Source organism: Verminephrobacter eiseniae EF01-2 (assembly GCF_000015565.1).
Classification (GTDB): domain Bacteria; phylum Pseudomonadota; class Gammaproteobacteria; order Burkholderiales; family Burkholderiaceae_C; genus Acidovorax; species Acidovorax eiseniae.
In genome coordinates this window covers 3,545,513-3,563,242 of sequence record NC_008786.1, presented here as the reverse complement: position 1 = coordinate 3,563,242, position 17,730 = coordinate 3,545,513, and the positions used below count along the sequence as shown (strand labels likewise).

Annotated in this window: 16 protein-coding genes, 1 tRNA gene and 1 pseudogene; 5 read left to right on the top strand and 13 right to left on the bottom strand. The window is 63.9% G+C overall.

Going from position 1 to position 17,730, the window contains the following annotated elements; genetic code table 11:
* Positions 1 to 266: 266 nt before the first annotated feature.
* From VEIS_RS26530 to VEIS_RS15510, 9 genes are all read right to left on the bottom strand, one after another.
* Positions 267 to 449, bottom strand: coding sequence for a hypothetical protein (locus tag VEIS_RS26530; RefSeq protein ID WP_232287712.1), 183 nt, complete (start codon positions 447 to 449; stop codon positions 267 to 269).
* A 5-nt stretch (positions 450 to 454) separates the two neighbouring features.
* Complete coding sequence (locus VEIS_RS15545; protein WP_011810917.1) at positions 455 to 1,579, bottom strand: AraC family transcriptional regulator; 1,125 nt, start codon at positions 1,577 to 1,579, stop codon at positions 455 to 457.
* 207 nt (positions 1,580 to 1,786) lie between these two features.
* On the bottom strand, positions 1,787 to 2,701 hold the full coding sequence (locus tag VEIS_RS15540) for a dimethylarginine dimethylaminohydrolase family protein (protein ID WP_011810916.1): 915 nt from the start codon (positions 2,699 to 2,701) through the stop codon (positions 1,787 to 1,789).
* A gap of 412 nt (positions 2,702 to 3,113) precedes the next feature.
* On the bottom strand, positions 3,114 to 3,932 hold the full coding sequence (locus VEIS_RS15535; RefSeq protein WP_041950088.1) for an ABC transporter permease: 819 nt from the start codon (positions 3,930 to 3,932) through the stop codon (positions 3,114 to 3,116).
* Positions 3,933 to 3,946: 14 nt separating this feature from the next.
* Positions 3,947 to 4,783, bottom strand: a complete 837-nt coding sequence (locus VEIS_RS15530) for an ABC transporter permease (protein WP_011810913.1) — start codon at positions 4,781 to 4,783, stop codon at positions 3,947 to 3,949.
* Positions 4,784 to 4,790: 7 nt separating this feature from the next.
* Positions 4,791 to 5,903, bottom strand: coding sequence for an ABC transporter substrate-binding protein (locus tag VEIS_RS15525; RefSeq protein ID WP_011810912.1), 1,113 nt, complete (start codon positions 5,901 to 5,903; stop codon positions 4,791 to 4,793).
* A 59-nt stretch (positions 5,904 to 5,962) separates the two neighbouring features.
* Positions 5,963 to 7,057 (bottom strand): ABC transporter ATP-binding protein, encoded by a 1,095-nt coding sequence (locus tag VEIS_RS15520; RefSeq protein ID WP_011810911.1) that lies wholly within the window; start codon positions 7,055 to 7,057, stop codon positions 5,963 to 5,965.
* A gap of 275 nt (positions 7,058 to 7,332) precedes the next feature.
* Entirely contained in the window at positions 7,333 to 8,331 is a 999-nt protein-coding gene (locus VEIS_RS15515; RefSeq protein ID WP_198137871.1) for a LysR substrate-binding domain-containing protein, read from the bottom strand.
* Positions 8,332 to 8,404: 73 nt separating this feature from the next.
* Positions 8,405 to 9,328, bottom strand: coding sequence for a LysR substrate-binding domain-containing protein (locus tag VEIS_RS15510; protein ID WP_011810909.1), 924 nt, complete (start codon positions 9,326 to 9,328; stop codon positions 8,405 to 8,407).
* Positions 9,329 to 9,437: 109 nt separating this feature from the next.
* Between VEIS_RS15510 and VEIS_RS15505 the strand changes: the two genes are divergently transcribed.
* Positions 9,438 to 10,526, top strand: coding sequence for a tartrate dehydrogenase (locus VEIS_RS15505; RefSeq protein WP_011810908.1), 1,089 nt, complete (start codon positions 9,438 to 9,440; stop codon positions 10,524 to 10,526).
* A gap of 136 nt (positions 10,527 to 10,662) precedes the next feature.
* On the opposite strand, the gene VEIS_RS15500 is transcribed toward VEIS_RS15505, so the two are convergent.
* The gene (locus tag VEIS_RS15500) at positions 10,663 to 11,613 is read right to left on the bottom strand and encodes an IS110 family RNA-guided transposase (RefSeq protein ID WP_011808093.1); all 951 of its coding nucleotides are present in this window, start codon (positions 11,611 to 11,613) and stop codon (positions 10,663 to 10,665) included.
* 230 nt (positions 11,614 to 11,843) lie between these two features.
* On the opposite strand from VEIS_RS15500, the gene VEIS_RS15495 reads away from it, so the two are divergent.
* Together VEIS_RS15495 and VEIS_RS26525 are read left to right on the top strand one after the other, a co-directional pair.
* Positions 11,844 to 12,452 carry a Bug family tripartite tricarboxylate transporter substrate binding protein gene (locus VEIS_RS15495; protein WP_011810907.1) on the top strand — a complete coding sequence of 203 codons (609 nt, stop codon included), beginning with the start codon at positions 11,844 to 11,846 and terminating at the stop codon, positions 12,450 to 12,452.
* Positions 12,431 to 12,701: pseudogene (locus VEIS_RS26525) on the top strand (IS66 family transposase zinc-finger binding domain-containing protein); the annotation flags it as partial. The gene VEIS_RS15495 and the pseudogene VEIS_RS26525, both read left to right, overlap by 22 nt.
* Positions 12,702 to 12,768: 67 nt before the next feature.
* Here the strand turns inward: VEIS_RS26525 and VEIS_RS15490 are convergent.
* The 3 genes from VEIS_RS15490 to VEIS_RS15480 form a co-directional block, all read right to left on the bottom strand.
* Positions 12,769 to 12,844 (bottom strand) — tRNA-Thr (locus tag VEIS_RS15490).
* Between the two features lie 79 nt (positions 12,845 to 12,923).
* Positions 12,924 to 14,654: a single-stranded-DNA-specific exonuclease RecJ gene (recJ, locus tag VEIS_RS15485; protein ID WP_011810906.1), complete on the bottom strand. Its 1,731-nt coding sequence runs from the start codon at positions 14,652 to 14,654 to the stop codon at positions 12,924 to 12,926.
* Entirely contained in the window at positions 14,651 to 15,631 is a 981-nt protein-coding gene (locus VEIS_RS15480) for a phosphoglycerate mutase (RefSeq protein WP_011810905.1), read from the bottom strand. The genes recJ and VEIS_RS15480 overlap by 4 nt, the downstream gene beginning before the upstream one ends.
* Before the next feature lie 66 nt (positions 15,632 to 15,697).
* On the opposite strand from VEIS_RS15480, the gene VEIS_RS15475 reads away from it, so the two are divergent.
* Positions 15,698 to 16,960, top strand: coding sequence for a lipoprotein-releasing ABC transporter permease subunit (locus VEIS_RS15475; protein ID WP_011810904.1), 1,263 nt, complete (start codon positions 15,698 to 15,700; stop codon positions 16,958 to 16,960).
* Positions 16,953 to 17,657, top strand: coding sequence for a lipoprotein-releasing ABC transporter ATP-binding protein LolD (gene lolD / locus VEIS_RS15470; RefSeq protein ID WP_011810903.1), 705 nt, complete (start codon positions 16,953 to 16,955; stop codon positions 17,655 to 17,657). Before VEIS_RS15475 ends, lolD begins: the two co-directional genes overlap by 8 nt.
* The last annotated feature ends 73 nt before the right edge of the window (positions 17,658 to 17,730 follow it).

Here is a 17,730-nt window from a genome sequence, read left to right as displayed (position 1 = left end):
GCGCGCATGCATGCATGCATCCGCAGACGCAGGCATCGTGGTTCCCGCCGCGCTGGTCGACGGGGTGCGACTCCCGGCAAGCCGGGACAAGCCGCGTCGTGCACGGCCAGACTCCGCATCCTGCCCGCTGCCAGGGGTCTGCCGCTCATGGCCCTGCGCGAGCGGGACCCGGGCGCATGCCGGTGCCGCGAGAGCGCCGGGCACGGTGCCGTGCCCGATGATTTCATCGGGTGCGTGCAACTGGCGCAACGGTGAAAACGCGCACATCACAGCGCCTCCTCAATGCCTAGTGTCGCGTCACCGATCAGATGTCGTAGGCTGCGCGCAGCCATCGGAGCGCAGCGCAAGGCGCATCGCGCCGCCCATACCGAGCGTATTGGCAAGCGATGCAACGCCGCGATGCGCTTCGATGGCCAGCGCAGACCGACAGATGATCGGTAACGCGACACTAGGGTCAGCTTAGCCCGGGCATCCGGAGAAAACTTGACTGGACGCGACAATCGCCGCGCATGTCGCGCGCGGCACCTCCGGGAAGGCACGCTGCGGCCTGGCGGAACGCGCGTGGGCTCTGGCGCGTGTGCCGGCGGAAAGCGCGCGTGAAGGCGCTGGGTTCGCTGAAGCCGAGCTGCTCGGCGATGCACGTCACCGACAGGTGGCTGTCGACGAGCATGCGGCGCGCGGTCTCCATGCGCACCTGCGCGCGCAGATCGACAAAGCCGATGCCCAGGCCGCGCAAGCGCCGCTGCAGCGTGCGTGGCGTGATGCCGAAGTCGGCCGCCGCGTGTTCGAGCGTGGCGCCCGACTCGCGCAGCACCTGCTTCATCCAGGCCCGAAGCGCATCTTCCAGCAGGCCGGGGTCTTCGTTTGCCGGCAAGGCTTTGGCCATGCCTGCGCAGAAGTTGCCGTAGCGCTCGGCGTTGGCGGTGCGAATGGGCAGCGCAAGAAACGCTGCGGGAAAGCACAGCGCGGTGGCTTGTGCGTTGAAAACCACCGGGGCACGGAAGAAGCGGGTGTAGGCCTGCAACGAGGCCGGGGCAGGCATCGCCATCGTCACCTGCTCGAGCGACCACGCATCGCCCGTGGCCCGGCGCAGCGACCGGCAGATCTTGCCGAGCGTGTAGGCCGCGTCTTGCAACCGGTCGCTGATGCTCGGGTCCTGGATGCTGTAGATGAAACGCGCGATGCCCTGTTCGCAGGCGAGCCGGACTGTCGTGCCGGTCTGGATGATGGGAAAGAACCGCACCAAATCTTCCAGCGCCTGGCCCACGGTCGATGCGTAGAGGAACAGGCCGCTCACGATGCCAACCTCGTGCGGCGGATCGGCCCCGGCCATGTCCAGGCCCAGGTGAATGCGCCCGCTTTCCTTGGCCGCGATTTCGAGCAGGCTCGTAAAGTGCAGCAGCGAGGCGGTGCGTCGCGCGGACGGGATCAGGGTCTCGGCACTGCGGATCGTGCGGGCGCTGGCAAGCTCGCGCACGATCTCCCCGCACCGGCTGCCGCGCAGCAGCACTCCAAGCCGGTTCGCAGCCAACCGGGTTGCTTCGAGGCTGATCGCCCCCACGACGAGACTGGCTGTCATAGATGATTCCCGGGTCGATGTACCGCACGGGGCCTGGCCCGAATGATTTCACGTCCCAAGTCCCGTGATCGATGCCGGATTCTGACAGAGCCTGGCCTGGACCCGGCAGCGCCCCGGCAGACCGGCCTTCGGGCAGGTGCGCGGGCGCCTGCGCGCCAGCAATCGAGACCGCCCTCCGTCGATGAGGATGCGTGCTACCGCTTGCCGTCAAACAGGATCACGCCGCAAAGGCTGGCACATGCAGTGCACGCCGCCACCGCCATTCGCGATCATGTCGATCTCAGGGTCGTAGACCTGCAAGCCAAGGGCTTTCAAACGCTCCTTCAGAAAGTGACTGCTGTTGGGCAACAGCACACGGTCGCTGCCAAGCGCGACGACATTGCAGCCGAGCATCATCGTGTCCTTGAACGGCACGGCGACGATCTCGATGCCCTTGCCCTGCAACCAGTCGACGACGCCTGGATCGATCGTTTCGAGACATACCGCAGCGAGTTTGGGCGCCAGCATCACGACCATCAGATCGATGTGAACGTAATACGGGTCGATGCCGCACAAGCGCACTTCCCAGCCCTCCTTCTCGAACCATCTTTTGAGTTGCAGCGCGCCTTGCTCCTGCGAGCGGCCCTCGACGCCCTCCCAGCCGATCAGCACGCAGTCCGGTTCGATGATGTCGAAGTCGCCGCCTTCGAACGTGCCGGCGGTGACGTAGTCGTAGATCGGGATACCGAGCCGCTGATATGTCTCGATCGCGCGGAAGTTCTCCCCGCGTCTCCACCACTGAGCCATATTGGTGATCACCGCACCGTAGGGCGTCATGACGGACGAATCCCGGGCAAAAATCTGATAAGGCAGTTCGGGATCCGCCGCATGGAAATGCACCGTCACGCCCGCCGAACGATAGGCGTCGACCATCTCCGCATGTTGTCGGCACGCTACGTCTGCATCGAAACGCAGGCCAGTGCGCAGACTCTTCTTCGACAGCGAGCTCGTCTCGAGCCACTGGTAATTTTCGGCCGGGCCAAGCAGCACGTCGCGCAGCAATCCATAGTCGCTATTGGCACCCCATGTATCGAGCACCGGCGTGCTGCCATCCTCACGCCGATTTCTGAGATTGAACGTCATGTGTGATATTCCTCACGGATGGGTTGAACATATTTCGCATTCAGCTTCAGGCCAGGGCCCAAAGTGGTTTGGAGTGCTTTGACCCGTTCCAACGAACACGCTCCAAGTGTCCAAGTGCGTGCCGTGTTTGCACTTCATCTGCAACGAGCATCTGCGCCACTTCGGGAACCTCGCGCACACCGTCGAACTGGTCTCCGCTGGGCGGCAAATCCAGACCAGGCACGGGCCGGCCAGCACTGGCAGCAACCTGCCGCCGGTGCCCGGCCGGCGCGCAAACGGATTGCCGATCTGGTCGACGCGCGCACTGAGGTCCGCAAACTCGCACCCGTGGCGAAAGAGATCCCCACCACAGCGTGGTAGCGCACCGATCTGCGCATCTCCGCCCCGTTCGCACTTGCCATGACGGAGTTCCTCAGTGCGTGGTTTGCCTGCGTGCTGCCAGATGCTGCACCGCCATGCGCCCGAGCAGCACGGCCGTCGTGAGCGCAAGCAGCAGCACGGAAATCGCCGCGACGCCAGGACTGATGTTGTCCCGCAGATCCGTCCAGATATGTCGCGGCACGGTATTGACGTTGACGCTGGTCACGAACAGCGTCACCGAAATTTCTTCCCAGGACAGCGCAAGCCCGAGGAAAAACGTCGACGCAATGGCCAATTTGAGGTTCGGCAACACCACCATGAACGTGGTTTGCGCCAGCCCCGCCCCAAGATTGCGCGCGGCAAGCTCGATGCGCCGGTCGAGTGGGGACAACGCGACGAGCATCGTCACCACGCAGTACGGCGTAATCACCACGATGTGCGCGATCACGACGCCGGGCAGCGTGTCATAACCGGCCGACGGCATCCACGAACCCAGCTTCGTCTCCATGAAATACAGCACCATCGCGGAAATCACCGGCGGAATCACCATCGGCACCAGCACGAGCGCCACCATCGCCTTGGCGATGCGTGAGCGCACATACCAGACACCCACGCTGAATGTCACCGCGAGCACCGTCGCGATCACGCTCGCGCACGCCGCCACCAGCACGCTCTGGACTATGCTGGACATCCAGTCGCTGCTGCTGAACAACGCGGCATAGTGGCGCAGCGACCAGTGGCCCTCAGGCATCGACAGGTAGCGCTTTGACGTGAACGACACGGGCACCACCGCGAGCAACGGGAACAACAAAAAGCCGATGGCGAAGACGGCCATGGAGCGGCTCATATGACCGGTATGTTTGGCATCCATTTTTGGCATCCATTTCAACGGACCAGTTTGTTGACGCGGCTCGCCCACATCAGGAGCGCGGCCATCAGCCCTATGAACGCCAGCAGCACGACGCTCAACGCTGCACCGAGACCCCAGTTGTTGGTCTGGAACATCTGCAGATAAACATATTCGGCGATCATGGTGGTCTGTCCGCCGCCAAGAATGGCCGGTGTGATGAAAAAGCCAAGGCAGAACACGAACACGATCAGAAAGGCACCAAGCAGTCCGGGCAGCGTCTGCGGCACCAGCACGGCCCAGAAGGTGCGCAGGCCGCCGGCGCCCAAACCGCGTGCTGCAAGCAGCGTGCGCCGGTCGATTTGGCGCATGCTCGAAGACAGCGGAAAGACCGCATATGGCACCATGAAATGCACCATGCCAACGACCACGGCAAACTCATTGCGCGTCATTTGCACAGGCCCGTGAATCAAGCCAACGCTCATCAGCAAGGTGTTGAGAATGCCCTCGTTGCCAAGCGCAATCAGCCAGCCGAATGCACGCACCAGGACCGAAATCCACATCGGTACGAACACCGCGATTTCCACCACACGCTGCCATGGACGCGACGCGAACACCCAGCAATACGACAGCAGATAGCCAATCGCAACCGCAAGAACGGTGCTGGACAGGCACAGCCGCAACGTGCGCAGCAGCATGTCCCGAATCGATGGATCGGTCACCACCTGCCGATACTGCTCCAGGCCAGGCGTCGGCAAAGTGACGCTCCAGCCGATCACACCGGCCAGCGGCAAACCATAGAGCAGCGCCAGCAATAGCGGCAGCGGTGCGATCAGCAATGCGCGTTTGAAGGCGGTGGAGTTCACGGCATTCATCACCCATCTACTTGGCCAACCGTCTCAGATATTGTTCGAGCGCGGCGGCATAGTGGTCCGCATACCAATCACCGTTCAGACGAATCTGCTTGGCAAGGTTCTCGGGCGAGCCGCAATCGCGCGCACGCAGATCGGCGGGAATCAGCGCCCGCGCCGCCGGATTGGCCGGACTGTTGCCGGTCAGTTTGAACAGTTCGACTTGCGTTTTCGGATCCTGTGCATATGCGATGAACCGCATGGCCGGCTGCGCACCCGCCGGATTGTTTTTCAGTACGGCCCAGTAGCTCGGCGTGACGAACGCATTGTCGTAGCCCCATTGGATGCGGCCATCGGAGTCCTGCTCCAGCAGCCCCGCGCGCGTATTCCAGATCGCACCAACCGACACATCGCCATTTACCATCAACTGCTGGCTTTCTGCCCCCGAGCCCCAGTACGCGAGAATGTGCGGCTTTAATTCATCGAGCTTGCGCAGCGCGCGCGGCACGTCCAGCGGATACAGCGCCGATGGAGCGATGCCATCCGCGAGCAATGCCGCCTCCAGCATCCCGTTCATCCATTTGAACAATGTGCGCTTGCCCGGAAAAGCCTGGACGTTCCAGAAATCGGCCCATGTGCGCGGTCCCTTGGCACCGTATTTCCTGCTGTCCCATGCCATCACATAGCTGAAGAGATAGCTCGCAATGCCATAGTCGTGGGCGAAACCGGGTGCCACCTTGTTGCGCTCGATGACCGTGTAGTCGAGCGGCTGGCAGATGCCGGCTCGCCCGAGCGACAGCGCGGTATATGGTTCGGCATCAACCACGTCCCAACTCGGGCGGCCGCTTGCGGCCTGGGCCCGGATCGCGCCGTCGGTCGGACCGCTGCCATCTATCTTCACCGGAATACCACTGCTGCGGCTGAACTCATCCGCCCAGGATTTGCGGTACGCATCGATCGCATCGCCGCCCCAGTTCACCACGACAAGCTGCTTGCCCTGCGCAAAGCCGACTCCCGCCCGCATCGCGGCCGGCAGCACCGCCAGCATGCCCATTGCCTTGACGAAACGGCGGCGGCTGATTTTGCCCTCGCGTGCACGATCCATGAGAATCTCGATGCAGTCACTTGGGTGGTGCTTATCCATTGGGTGCTCCGTTGTGAAAATGGCTGTGTTGCGTTCATCGGGACTCGTGGCCAGTCCTCTCAAGCGGCGAGCAGAATGCTGTTCGACGGGCACCAACTCAGCCACACGGGTGCGGTGCTACCGAGCGTGCGGGCCGGATGGTCCGGCGGGGCGTCGATCAGCACATTGCAACCGGTCGAGTTGCCGACGCTGGTGCGTATGGAAAATGTGGTGCGTGAACCGTGGAACATGCGTTCGACTATCGTCCCCATGACCACGTTGTCGGTCGACGGTATCGGCGGCCGGACATGCAGTTTCATATGTTCCGGCCGCACCGCCAGCACCTTCGGGCCGCAACCACCGCACGATTTCGCACGCAACACGGCAGCGCCACAGTTGCCAAGCGTGATTTCGCCATCTTCACGCTGTGAATCGAGCGCGAAAACGTTCATCTTGCCGAGGAATTCGCCGACGAAACGGTTGACCGGACATGCATAAATCTGCTCCGGCGTGTCGATTTGCACCAGTTCCCCTTTGTCGAAAATCGCGATTCGGGTCGAAAGTGCCAACGCCTCTTCTTGGTCGTGCGTGACAAACATGAAAGTCGTCCCCACCTGCCGATGAATCCGCCGCAACTCGACCTGCAACTGCTCGCGCATATTCTTGTCCAGCGCAGACAGCGGTTCGTCGAGCAGCAAAAGTTCCGGTTCGAATACCAATGCGCGGGCAATCGCCACGCGCTGCTGCTGTCCACCGGATAGCTGGTGCGGACGCTTATGCGAATGCGCACCGAGGCCGACGACATCGAGGATGCGTGTCACGCGCTCGCGGCGAGCAGAGGCATCGACCTTGCGAACCCGCAATGCAAATGCCACGTTGTCGAACACCGACATATGCGGAAACAGCGCATAGCCCTGAAACACCATGCCGAAGTTGCGTTTTTCCGGCGGCCGGCGAGTGATGTCGACGCCATCTTCCAACAACCGGCCGGCGCTTGGATCGACGAAGCCGGCGAGAATCATCAGCAGCGTCGTCTTGCCCGAACCGGACGGACCGAGCAGCGTCAGAAATTCGCCCGCGCGCACGCTGATCGATACATCGTCGAGCGCGACAAATGAGCCATAACGCTTGGCAATGCCCTCGGCGCACAACTGGTTTTTGATGAGCGTGCCCACAGCCTGTCGCTATAAGTTGATTCGTCCGTACGCCGGCACCCGGCGTCAATGTGAATCGAATGTACATGACGAAAAACTGCACAACAATCGAAGAAAATAGCCGCAAAGTGTCAAAATTATTCACCCATCCCGGGCGCCAACATGCCTGAAACAGTGCGCGCGCGCCACGCCACAGCAGGTCGGCGGTGGTTTTCCGGATGGAGCGAGCCAACGAACTGCCAAAAACATGCCGTGGGCGCGCCTTGGCACGCCATCAGGCAGCGCCGCTTTTCACTTCATGCGTAACGCGAGTGATCGCTCCATGCGCGTATCGACACGCGCAACTCATCGAGCAACCATTCACTGAAGGCGCGAACTTCCGGACGTTGCGACGGCTCCGGACGCGCCACCAGGTAGTAGCCGTGCGGCGATTCAACCGTCACATCGAACGGGCGCACGAGTAGCCCGCGAGCGATCGCATCACCGCTCAGGAAGGTATCGCCGATCGTCACGCCCTGCCCCGAGATCGCTGCTTCCTGCGCGAACGGAGCTTCCGAAAACACGATGCCACGCCGGCCGTCGATGTGGTGCGCACCCGCAGCCCCGAGCCACTGCGCCCAGTCCGCATGATTGCCCATGTGCAACAGCAGTACATCGGCGAGATCATCCAGCGCCAGCGGACGGCCGCGTGCATTGATCAGCATCGGACTGCAGACGGGAAAGTAACTCAGCGAGGTGATGGGTTCAACAGAAAAGTCAGGCCAGTTGCCACTGCCATAGACGATAAACAGGTCGGCGTCGCGCGGGTTCACTTCGTCCGACGCACGCGGCGCTGTGATGCTCAGCTCCACATGCGGGTACGCGCCCTGAAACGCACCGAGATGGTGACAGAGCCAGTAGACCGCAAAACCAGGCGTGCAGCTCACACGCAAATGTCCGGCCACTTCGCCACCGGCGCTACGCCGCACCGCCTCTTCCAGGATGGAAAGCACACGCCGGGCCTCGTGCAGATAGCGCTGACCCCGATAGGTCAGCGTGATACCGCGCCCTGCTCTTTGCGTTACTGCAAAGCCAAGGGTTTGTTCCAGCACGTTGATTTGGTGACTGATTGCGCTGCGTGTCAGAAAAAGTTCGCTGGCTGCGCGCGACACGGTGCCATGCCTGGCGATGGCATCCAACGCCCTTAACGCGGTAATGGAAGGCAGGTGCATGGGGTCTGTCAGCGACGGAGGGTCTGTTGCAATGGTGCTTTCTGGCGCCATGATCGCATCGTGCCCAAGCAGTTTATCAACCACCTCGGTGCAGAGGGGGTCGTGTCCTGGTGCCCAAAAGGGCGAAACCCGCATGGATGCCGGGTTTGTTGTCGGATCAAGGGGCAAGGTTCGGCGTCAGGGAGCGGGTGATGAACTCCACGAACGCCCGTACCCTCCCGGCATTTTGATGCCGCTTGGGATAAACGGCATGGATGTTCGCATCGGGCGTGTGGCACTGCGGCAGGACTTGTACAAGCCGTCCGCTCTTCAAATACCTCTCGATGTCCCACTCGGCGCGCATCAGAATGCCGTGACCGTCCAGTGCCCAATTCACCGCTATTTCGCCGTCGTTGGTCGTCAGGTTGCCTCTGGTTTTGACGACCTCGGTGGTACTGAATCGACCGCAGCCACTTGTCAATCGCCACACCCCATAGGCTTCATCCCCCTGGCGAATACCGATGCAGTTATGCCGTGTCAGGTCGCGCGGAACTTCGGGCAAACCATGCTTGGCGATATACACCGGAGACGCGCACAGAAGACGGCGATTGGGGGCGATGTGCCTGGCGATGACCCGGGCATCAGGGGGTGAACCAAAACGAATGCAGACATCGAACGAGTCCTCGGTCAACGGCGGTGGATTGACCGACAGTTGAAGCTGCACTTCGACGCCGGGATGCCCGAAGATGAACTTTGAAACGAGGGGCGCGATATGACTGCGGCCGAAACCGGGTGTCGCATTCACTCTCAACAGCCCCCTGGCGGAGGTTGTTGCGCCATGGATCAATTGCTCCAAGCCGTCGATGTCGCTGAGGATTCGGCGTGCATGCTCCAAATACACCTCTCCCTCCGGGGTGAGACTCATGCGGCGCGTCGTGCGGTTTACCAAAGTCACGCCCATGCGCGACTCCATCGATGCCAGATGCTTGCTGACCGCAGGCGTCGTAATGCCCAATTCACGAGCAGCAGCGCTCAGGCTGCCAGCGGTTGCAAGTGTGGAGAAAAAGCCAAAATCGGCTGGCTGGATGCCGCTGCCACTCATGATGTCTTGTCGTTGATTTCAAGTAAACAATGGATTGACTTTAACGACGTTGCATCGGGGCGTCCAGTTCTTACAGTGCCGCTATCAACGATCCGTACAGAGACAATTCATGAAGACATACCGCATCGCAACGATCCCTGGCGACGGCATTGGCAAAGAAGTCGTGCCCGCCGGCCAACGCGTCCTCGAAACGCTGGCCAGTTCCGGCAGCAGTTTCAGGTTTGAATTCGAGAACTTCGTCTGGGGCAGTGACTGGTTCCGCGAGCACGGCATGATGATGCCGGACAACGGCCTGGACGCATTGCGCGGCAAGGACGCAATTTTGTTCGGCTCGGCCGGCGATCCGCACATTCCTGACCACATCACGCTGTGGGGCCTGCGCCTGAAGATCTGCCAGGGCTTCGACCAGTACGCCAATGTGCGCCCGACGCGCATCCTGCCCGGTATCGACAGCCCGCTCAGGCGCTGCGGCCCGAATGACCTGAACTGGGTCATCGTGCGTGAAAACTCCGAAGGTGAATACGCCGGCGTCGGCGGTCGTGTGCACCAAGGCCATCCAATCGAAGCCGCCACCGACATATCGATAATGACCCGTGCCGGCGTCGAACGCATCATGCGTTTCGCCTTCAGGCTGGCCCAATCGCGGCCCCGCAAACTACTGACCGTCATCACCAAGAGCAACGCCCAACGCCACGCGATGGTGATGTGGGACGAGATCGCGGTGCAGATCTCGAAAGAATATCCGGACGTCCAATGGGACAAGGAACTGGTCGACGCAGCCACCGCACGCATGGTCAACCGCCCGGCCACGCTGGACACCATCGTCGCCACCAATCTGCATGCCGACATCCTGAGCGATCTGGCTGCGGCCCTGGCCGGCAGCCTGGGCATTGCCCCGACCGGCAACATCGACCCGGAACAGCGTTACCCGTCGATGTTCGAGCCCATCCACGGCTCGGCCTTCGACATCATGGGCAAGGGCCTGGCCAATCCGGTGGGCACGTTCTGGTCGGTAGTGATGCTGCTCGAACATCTGGGCGAAAACGAAGCTGCTGCAAAGGTCATGCGCGCCATCGAAAGTGTCACGGCCAACCCGGCGCTGCACACCCGTGATTTGGGCGGCAAGGCCACTACCGCACAGGTCACGAATGCTGTGTGTCAACACCTGGTGTGCCGTCCCGCAAATGACTGCAGATGAAATCAAATGGCACCCTGCCCTGGCACGAAACGCATTACTTTCATTTTGTCCCGCCATTTACGGGACGGCACACCAGCGGTGAACGTATCGCAACTTTGGTAACTTGAAAAATCAGCAACCATCTTGAATGACAAAGTCAAACCGCTTCAGCAAGCTCGTTGCGCCAAGGCGACTTGGTGCGAGCGATGGCGTTCAAGATGACCAACAACTTGTGCATGCAGGCGACCAGAGCGACCTTTTTGGGCTTGCCGGCGGCCAGCAGCCTTGCATAGAAGGCTTTGAGCACGGGATTGAAGCGCGTGCCTACCAAGGCGGCCACGAACAGCACGCGGCGCACGTCGGCGCGACCACCGAAGATGTGGCGCTGCCCACGCAGCGTGCCCGAGTCCCGATTGATGGGGGCCAAGCCCACCAGCGAGGTGATCTGCTTGCGATTGAGCTGGCCCAACTCGGGCAGTTGCGCCAGCAGCGTGCTGGCCGTGGTGGGACCCACGCCCTTGACCGAGGTCAGCAAGGCCGCCAGATCGGCGTGGTGTGCCAGGACATGCTCCTTGAGCTGCCCGTCCAGGTCGTTGAGTTGCTCGGCAATGGTAGCCATGATCCGCAGGATGCTGGGCTTGGCCTTGGGATGTGCCAGGGCCAGTCGCTGGCGTTCGGCCACCAGCATGGCCACGAGTTGGCGGCGGCGCACCACCAGGGCGGTCAACTCGCGCTGCTGCTCGTCGGCCAGCATGCGCGGCTCGTGACCCTGGGCGTCCAGCAAGGCTGCAAAGCCGCGCAGCGCCTGCGCATCGATGCGATCGGTCTTGGCCAGTTTGCCCATGCAGCGGGCAAAGTCGCGTGCTTGGCGCGGATTGATCACCGACACACGCAAGCCTGCCGCGGACAAGGCAAGCGCCAGGTCCTGCTCGTAGCCGCCAGTGGCCTCCAGCAGCACCAGGCGCGGCGACAGCGGCGCCAGCAGTTGGCACAACTGGGCATGCCCGGCCTCATCGTTGCCAAGACTGAAGGTCTGTGCTTGACCAGTGGTGGCCACCTCGAAGGTGCGCTTGGCCACGTCGATACCTACATAAACGGGTTCACTCATACAAGTCCTGTGGCTCCCAGCCTTATGAATACGAAATGTGTTCGGTCAACCATTCGGGATGCGGCAGAACAAACAGACCACCACCGTGCGCCCTGGGCTGAAATTCGAGCTCGGGCTCGCAGGAGACACAGGCTGCACGGTGGTGAGTCAACCAGTTCAGCAATCAAGGCTGGCAACCACGCCTTGACCACTGAAGTTTGAATGATCTGAAAGATATAAGGAGACAAGCCATGAAAATCCAACGATTTCGCCTGCGCGCCATCGTGACCGCCATTGCACTCGGCTTGGCCGCCGTGATCACCAGCGCCCAAGGTTTCCCGACCAAGCCCATGACCCTGATCGTTCCATTCCCGCCCGGCGGGAGTTCCGACATCCTGGCACGGGCTCTTGCCGAGAAACTATCGTTGCGTCTCGGTCAACCCGTCATCGTTGACAATCGCCCTGGCGCCGGTGCCACGCTGGGCGCGGCCTATGTCGCCACGGCCAAGCCGGATGGCTACACGCTCCTGATGGGCGCAGTGCACCACGCCATCGCCACGAGCGTTTACAAAAATCTTTCCTACGATTTCGAAAAGAGTTTTACGCCCATCACTACGGTCGCTCTGGTTCCCAATGTGCTGGTGATCAATGCCAAATCACCCGTTGTGGATGTGCAAGGATTGATCGCAGCAGCGAGGGCCGCCAAAGACCGGTTGGCCTTTGGTTCGAACGGCAGCGGCACCCTGCAGCATCTGCTCGGAACCCAGTGTACCCACAGCGACGATTTGAAGGCCAACGCAGTGGCCTCGTGCATGCAGCCGGGCATGTCGAGCCGATGGTGCGCATCGGCGAGGATGTGAGCGAACGGCTGGACGTGGTGCCCGCCGAGTTCTTCGTGCACCGCCACATCCGTGGCAAGTGGGTGTGCAAGTGCTGCCAGCGCCTGGCCCAGGAACCTGTGGAGCCGCAGATCATCGACAAGGGCGGGCCTGGTTGCACAGACCCTGGTGGCGCACTTCGTGGACCACCTGCCGTACTACCGGTTGGAGGCCATCGACGCACGCTCCGGCGCGCACACGCCGCGCCCCACCCTGGCATCGTGGGCGGGGGCGCGGTCGGAGGCGGGTGGCGCGGCCCTGGTTCGTGCGAGGAACGCACGAACCAAAACACTTCGATTGGTGCCGATGACCGGATTCGAACTGGTGACCTACGCGTTACGAGTGCGTTGCTCTACCAACTGAGCTACATCGGCGTTGCGTCAGGGATCCGTCACATGCGATGTGCTGATGTGATGGCTGGCGCAGCGCGGGGGAGTATAGCAGGCCGGGTTTTCATCCCGGGCTCTGCGACAGTTGCGCGCCCTCGATCAGAAACTGCACCTTGCGCTCGCCTTGGTACTCGTTCACATCGAGGCGAAAGGCCAGCAGTACGCGCGCTGGCAGGGGTTCGGTGTGGCCGAACCAGATGCCGTCCACCGGGTGGCCCTGGTGCCTGAGCTTGAGTTTGAGCGCCGGGTGTTTGTCGCCCACCAGCCGCTGGCTCAGCACTTCGACTTCTTCGCTGAAGGTCGGTGGCGCAAAGCCTTGGCCCCAGACTTCGCGGTGCAATGTGTCGACCATTTCGGCGCGGCAGTATTCACGCGCCAGCGGGCCGTCGGTTTCGATGCGCCGCGTCAGGGTGGCAGCGTCCAGCCATTCTTGCGCGACCTGGGCCAGGGCCTGCTCGAACACCGCGAAGGTCTGCGCGGCCAGCGTGCAGCCTGCGGCCATTGCATGGCCGCCGAATTTCAGCAATACGCCCGGGTGGCGCTTGGCCACCAGGTCGAGCGCGTCGCGCAGGTGAAACCCGGCAATCGATCGGCCCGAGCCTTTGAGCTCATGCTCCTTGCCCGGCGCGCGGCTGACGGCGAACACGAAGGCGGGGCGGTGCAGTTTGTCCTTGATGCGCGAGGCCACGATGCCTGCCACGCCTTCGTGAAAGTCGGGGTCGAACACGCTGATGGCCGGTGGCGGCGCTGCGCCGCCGGCGCACAGGTTTTCGGCCAGCAGCATGGCCTGCCCGCGCATGCCGTCCTCGATGGTGCGGCGCTCGCGGTTGATGCGGTCGAGCGTGCCGGCCAGTTCGGCGGCGCGGCCGCTGTCGTCGGTCAGCAGGCATTCGATGCCCAGCGTCATGTCGGCCAGGCGCCCTGCGGCATTGATGCGCGGGCCCAGCGCAAAGCCGAAGTCGAAGGTGGTGGCGGCCTGGGCTTTGCGCCCGGCGGCGGTGAACAGCGCGGCCACGCCGGCAGGCAGGGTGCCGGTGCGGATGCGTCTGAGGCCCTGCGCCACCAGGCGCCGGTTGTTCGCGTCGAGCTTGACCACATCGGCCACGGTGCCCAGGGCTACCAGTGCCAGCAGCGGGTCGAGCCGGGGTTGGGTGTCGGCGTTCAGCAGCGCGCGCGCGCGCAGTTCCGAGCGCAGCGCCAGCAGCACGTAGAACATCACGCCGACGCCGGCCAGCGCTTTGCTTTCGAACCCGCAGCCGGGCTGGTTGGGGTTGACGATGGCGTCGGCTGCCGGCAGTTCGGGGCCGGGCAGGTGGTGGTCGGTGACGAGCACCGACAGGCCCAGCGCCTTGGCTTCGGCCACGCCGGCGACGCTGGCGATGCCGTTGTCCACGGTGATCAGCAGATCGGCGCCGCGTTCTTTCACACGGCGGGCGATGGGCGGGGTCAGGCCGTAGCCGTCGGTCATGCGGTCGGGCACCAGGTAGTCGACATGCCTGGCGCCCAGCAGGCGCAGGCCGCGCACGCCGACGGCGCAGGCGGTGGCGCCATCGCAGTCGTAGTCGGCAACGATCAGCAGGCGCTGGTCGCGCGCCACGGCATCGGCCAGCAGTCGGGCCGCGGCGGCGATGCCTTTCAGGCCCTGCGGTGGCAGCAGACGGGCCAGGTCGTCGTCGAGTTCGTCTTTGGCGCGCACGCCGCGCGCGGCGTACAGGCGGGCCAGCAGGGGGTGTACCCCGGCCTGCTCGAGCGTCCAGACGGCACGGGGGGGGATCTCTCTGGCTACTATTTTCATAGCATGTGGTGTATGTCGATCATGCGCGGGGGCTGGAAAAGGCTTTGCATCCGCCGCAGCCATCCGCGCCGGGCGCTGTGCCAGCGGATGGCATTGCGCTCGCCGCAGAGTGTCAAAAGCACGCTCTGGCCGCTGTCGGTCTGGCGCAGCAGCCCGGCCACGGGGCCGGCGTCGAGCGCGCTCCAGGCCGCAGCCCAGGCGCTCCAGTCCTCGTGCAAGGCGGGGTCGCGCAATGTGTCGAGCACCGTGGGCGGCGTGCTGGTTGCGGGCAGCGCGGTGGGCAGGGTGCCTGTGCCGTGCACCCAGAAGGCGTTGATCGGTGGCAGGCCGCGTTCTGCGCGCGCGTCGTTCAGGGGGTGGGTGTAGAGCAGCATCTGCATCTCGCTGTGCAGGCGCTGCAGGCGGCGGGCCGCGTGCGCATCGGTGGGCCCGCGATGCAGGTCGAGGTCGCGTGGCAGCCAACTGCGCAGGTCGCGCAGCAGCACGCGCTCCAGCGATGCGCTGGCCAGCGTGGCGAACAGTGCGCCGCTGGCGAGCCAGCGCGTGGGTTGGTCGTAATGCAGGGTGATGCCGTCCTGGGCAAACCAGGGCGACATGCTGGCCAGCAGTGCGCGCGATGCTGCTTCGTCCAGGCCCTGCGGGTCGCGCAGCATGACATGGTCGGTGCCGACCTGCCATTGGCAGGGGGTGATGAATGCCCAGGCCAGTCCCTGCGTGGCCTGGCCCTGTTGCTGCCGGTGCCAGGCGGCCCAGGGGATGCGCCCGTCTTCATCGGGCAGGCCCAGCGCCCGGGCCAGCGCGCGCTCGTGCGGGGGCGAGAGGCTGGTTTCCCGGCCCGATATGGCCCGGTCTGGCTGCGGGCTGAGCCGGGCCAGCAGCCGCTCCAGATGGGGCAGGGCCAGGTTTTGCAAACTGTGCCGGCAGCCTTCGCTGGCGCTCGTGGCGTAGGGGATGAGCACATGGGGGCGGTCCGGCATCGGGGTATTTTGCGGGATGCCACAATCGGCCCCGGCCTGCAACGCGCAGGCCCTGTTTTTTCCACCATGCAAATCCCCTCCATTCCTTATGAACTGGCCCTGGGCTGGCGCTATACCCGGGCCGGTCGGGCCACGCGGCGCAACGGCTTCATTTCGTTCATCTCGGGCGTGTCGATGCTCGGCATTGCGCTCGGGGTGGCGGCGCTGATCATTGTGCTGTCGGTGATGAACGGGTTTCAAAAGGATGTGCGCGACCGCATGCTCAGCGTGGTCTCGCACATCGAGATCTTCGCGCCCCGGGGGGCGGCGCTGGCCGACCCGGCGCTGACGCTGGCGCAGGCCCGGCAGAACGTCAACGTGATCGGCGCGGCCCCCTTTGTCTCGGCCCAGGCCCTGCTGGCGCGCGGCGAGGACATGAAGGGCGCGCTGGTGCGGGGCATAGACCCGGCGCTGGAAGGCGCGGTGACCGATCTGGCCGCCAGCAACGCACGGCTGCTCGGGCGGCTGGTGCCCGGCCAATTTCGCGTGGTGTTGGGCAGCGTGCTGGCCCGTGACCTGGGCGTGGGCGTGGGCGATGCGGTGACGCTGATCGCCCCGGCCGGCCAACTCACCCCGGCCGGCGTGGTGCCGCGCCTCAAGCAAATGACGGTGGCGGGCATGTTCGACTCGGGCCATTACGAATACGACTCGGCCCTGGTGCTGCTGCACCATCAGGACGCCCAGCGCATTTTGCGCCTGGAAGGCCCGACCGGCGTGCGCCTGAAGTTGCGCGACCTGCACCGGGCGCACGCGGTGGCGGGCGAACTGGCGCAAACCCTGAGCGGGGCATTGCTGATCCGCGACTGGACGCAGCAAAACCGCACCTGGTTTGCCGCCGTGCAGTTGGAAAAACGCATGATGTTCATCATCCTCACGCTGATCGTGGCCGTGGCCGCGTTCAACCTGGTCAGCACGCTGGTGATGACCGTGACCGACAAGCGCGCCGACATCGCCATCTTGCGCACGCTGGGCGCCAGCCCGAAAAGCATCATGGGCATTTTTGTGGTGCAAGGCGCGCTGGTCGGCGTGATCGGCACGCTGCTCGGCCTGGCGCTGGGCCTGGGGATTGCGCTGCACATCGACGTGATCGTGCCGGCCATCGAGCAGGCGCTGAACGCGCGCTTTTTGCCCCAGGACATCTACCTGATCAGCAAAATGCCCAGCGAGCCGCAAAGCGGCGACATCGTGCCGATTGCCATGATCGCGCTGGCGCTGTCCTTCGTGGCCACGCTCTACCCCAGTTGGCGTGCCAGCCGGGTGAACCCGGCCGAGGCGCTGCGCCATGAATGAAACACCCGCAGCCGGCGCTGGCGCCCAGGGGGCGGTTCTGCAAGCCCGGGGCCTGACCAAGCGCTTCACCGAAGGGCGCCTCGATGTGCGCGTTTTGCAAGGCGTCGATCTGCAAGTCCATGCGGGCCAGACGCTGGCCATCGTCGGCGCGTCCGGCTCGGGCAAGAGCACCTTGCTGCACCTGCTGGGCGGGCTGGATGCGCCGACCTCGGGCATGGTGCGCCTTCAGGGCGAGGTCTTGTCGGCGCTGTCGGCCGAGCGCCAGGGCCGGCTGCGCAACCAGCACCTGGGCTTCATCTACCAGTTCCACCACCTGCTGCCCGAGTTCAGCGCGCTGGACAACGTGGCCATGCCGCTGCGCATTCGCCGCCTGCCGCTGGCGCACTGCCATGCCCAGGCGCAGCGCGTGCTCGCGGCCGTCGGTTTGCTCGGGCGCTTGCAGCATCGCCCGGCCGAACTGTCGGGCGGCGAGCGCCAGCGCGTGGCGATCGCGCGCGCATTGGTGACGCAGCCGGCCTGTGTGCTGGCCGATGAACCCACCGGCAATCTGGACCGCAGCACGGCCGATGGCGTGTTCGATCTGATGCTGCAACTGGCGCGCGAACAGGGCACGGCGTTCGTGCTGGTCACGCATGACCCGGCGCTGGCGGCGCGCTGTGATCGGGTGGCGCAGTTGGTGGCCGGGGTGTTGGGCTGATTTGGGCACTTTGGGCACTGGCGGGCTGCGCGCAGCGGGCGGCGCGCAGCCAGGGCCTGGCGCGCGCATGTCA

Bases quoted from the DNA above. Each gene is read 5' to 3' on its own strand.
- VEIS_RS15510 (WP_011810909.1), bottom strand. From the start codon at position 9,328: ATGAGTGGCAGCGGCATCCAGCCAGCCGATTTTGGCTTTTTCTCCACA.
- VEIS_RS15540 (WP_011810916.1), bottom strand. From the start codon at position 2,701: ATGACGTTCAATCTCAGAAATCGGCGTGAGGATGGCAGCACGCCGGTG.
- VEIS_RS15495 (WP_011810907.1), top strand. From the start codon at position 11,844: ATGAAAATCCAACGATTTCGCCTGCGCGCCATCGTGACCGCCATTGCA.
- VEIS_RS15535 (WP_041950088.1), bottom strand. From the start codon at position 3,932: ATGGATGCCAAACATACCGGTCATATGAGCCGCTCCATGGCCGTCTTC.
- VEIS_RS15500 (WP_011808093.1), bottom strand. From the start codon at position 11,613: ATGAGTGAACCCGTTTATGTAGGTATCGACGTGGCCAAGCGCACCTTC.
- VEIS_RS15525 (WP_011810912.1), bottom strand. From the start codon at position 5,903: ATGGATAAGCACCACCCAAGTGACTGCATCGAGATTCTCATGGATCGT.
- recJ (WP_011810906.1), bottom strand. From the start codon at position 14,654: ATGAAAATAGTAGCCAGAGAGATCCCCCCCCGTGCCGTCTGGACGCTC.
- VEIS_RS15475 (WP_011810904.1), top strand. From the start codon at position 15,698: ATGCAAATCCCCTCCATTCCTTATGAACTGGCCCTGGGCTGGCGCTAT.
- VEIS_RS15480 (WP_011810905.1), bottom strand. From the start codon at position 15,631: ATGCCGGACCGCCCCCATGTGCTCATCCCCTACGCCACGAGCGCCAGC.
- VEIS_RS15530 (WP_011810913.1), bottom strand. From the start codon at position 4,783: ATGAATGCCGTGAACTCCACCGCCTTCAAACGCGCATTGCTGATCGCA.
- lolD (WP_011810903.1), top strand. From the start codon at position 16,953: ATGAATGAAACACCCGCAGCCGGCGCTGGCGCCCAGGGGGCGGTTCTG.
- VEIS_RS15505 (WP_011810908.1), top strand. From the start codon at position 9,438: ATGAAGACATACCGCATCGCAACGATCCCTGGCGACGGCATTGGCAAA.
- VEIS_RS15545 (WP_011810917.1), bottom strand. From the start codon at position 1,579: ATGACAGCCAGTCTCGTCGTGGGGGCGATCAGCCTCGAAGCAACCCGG.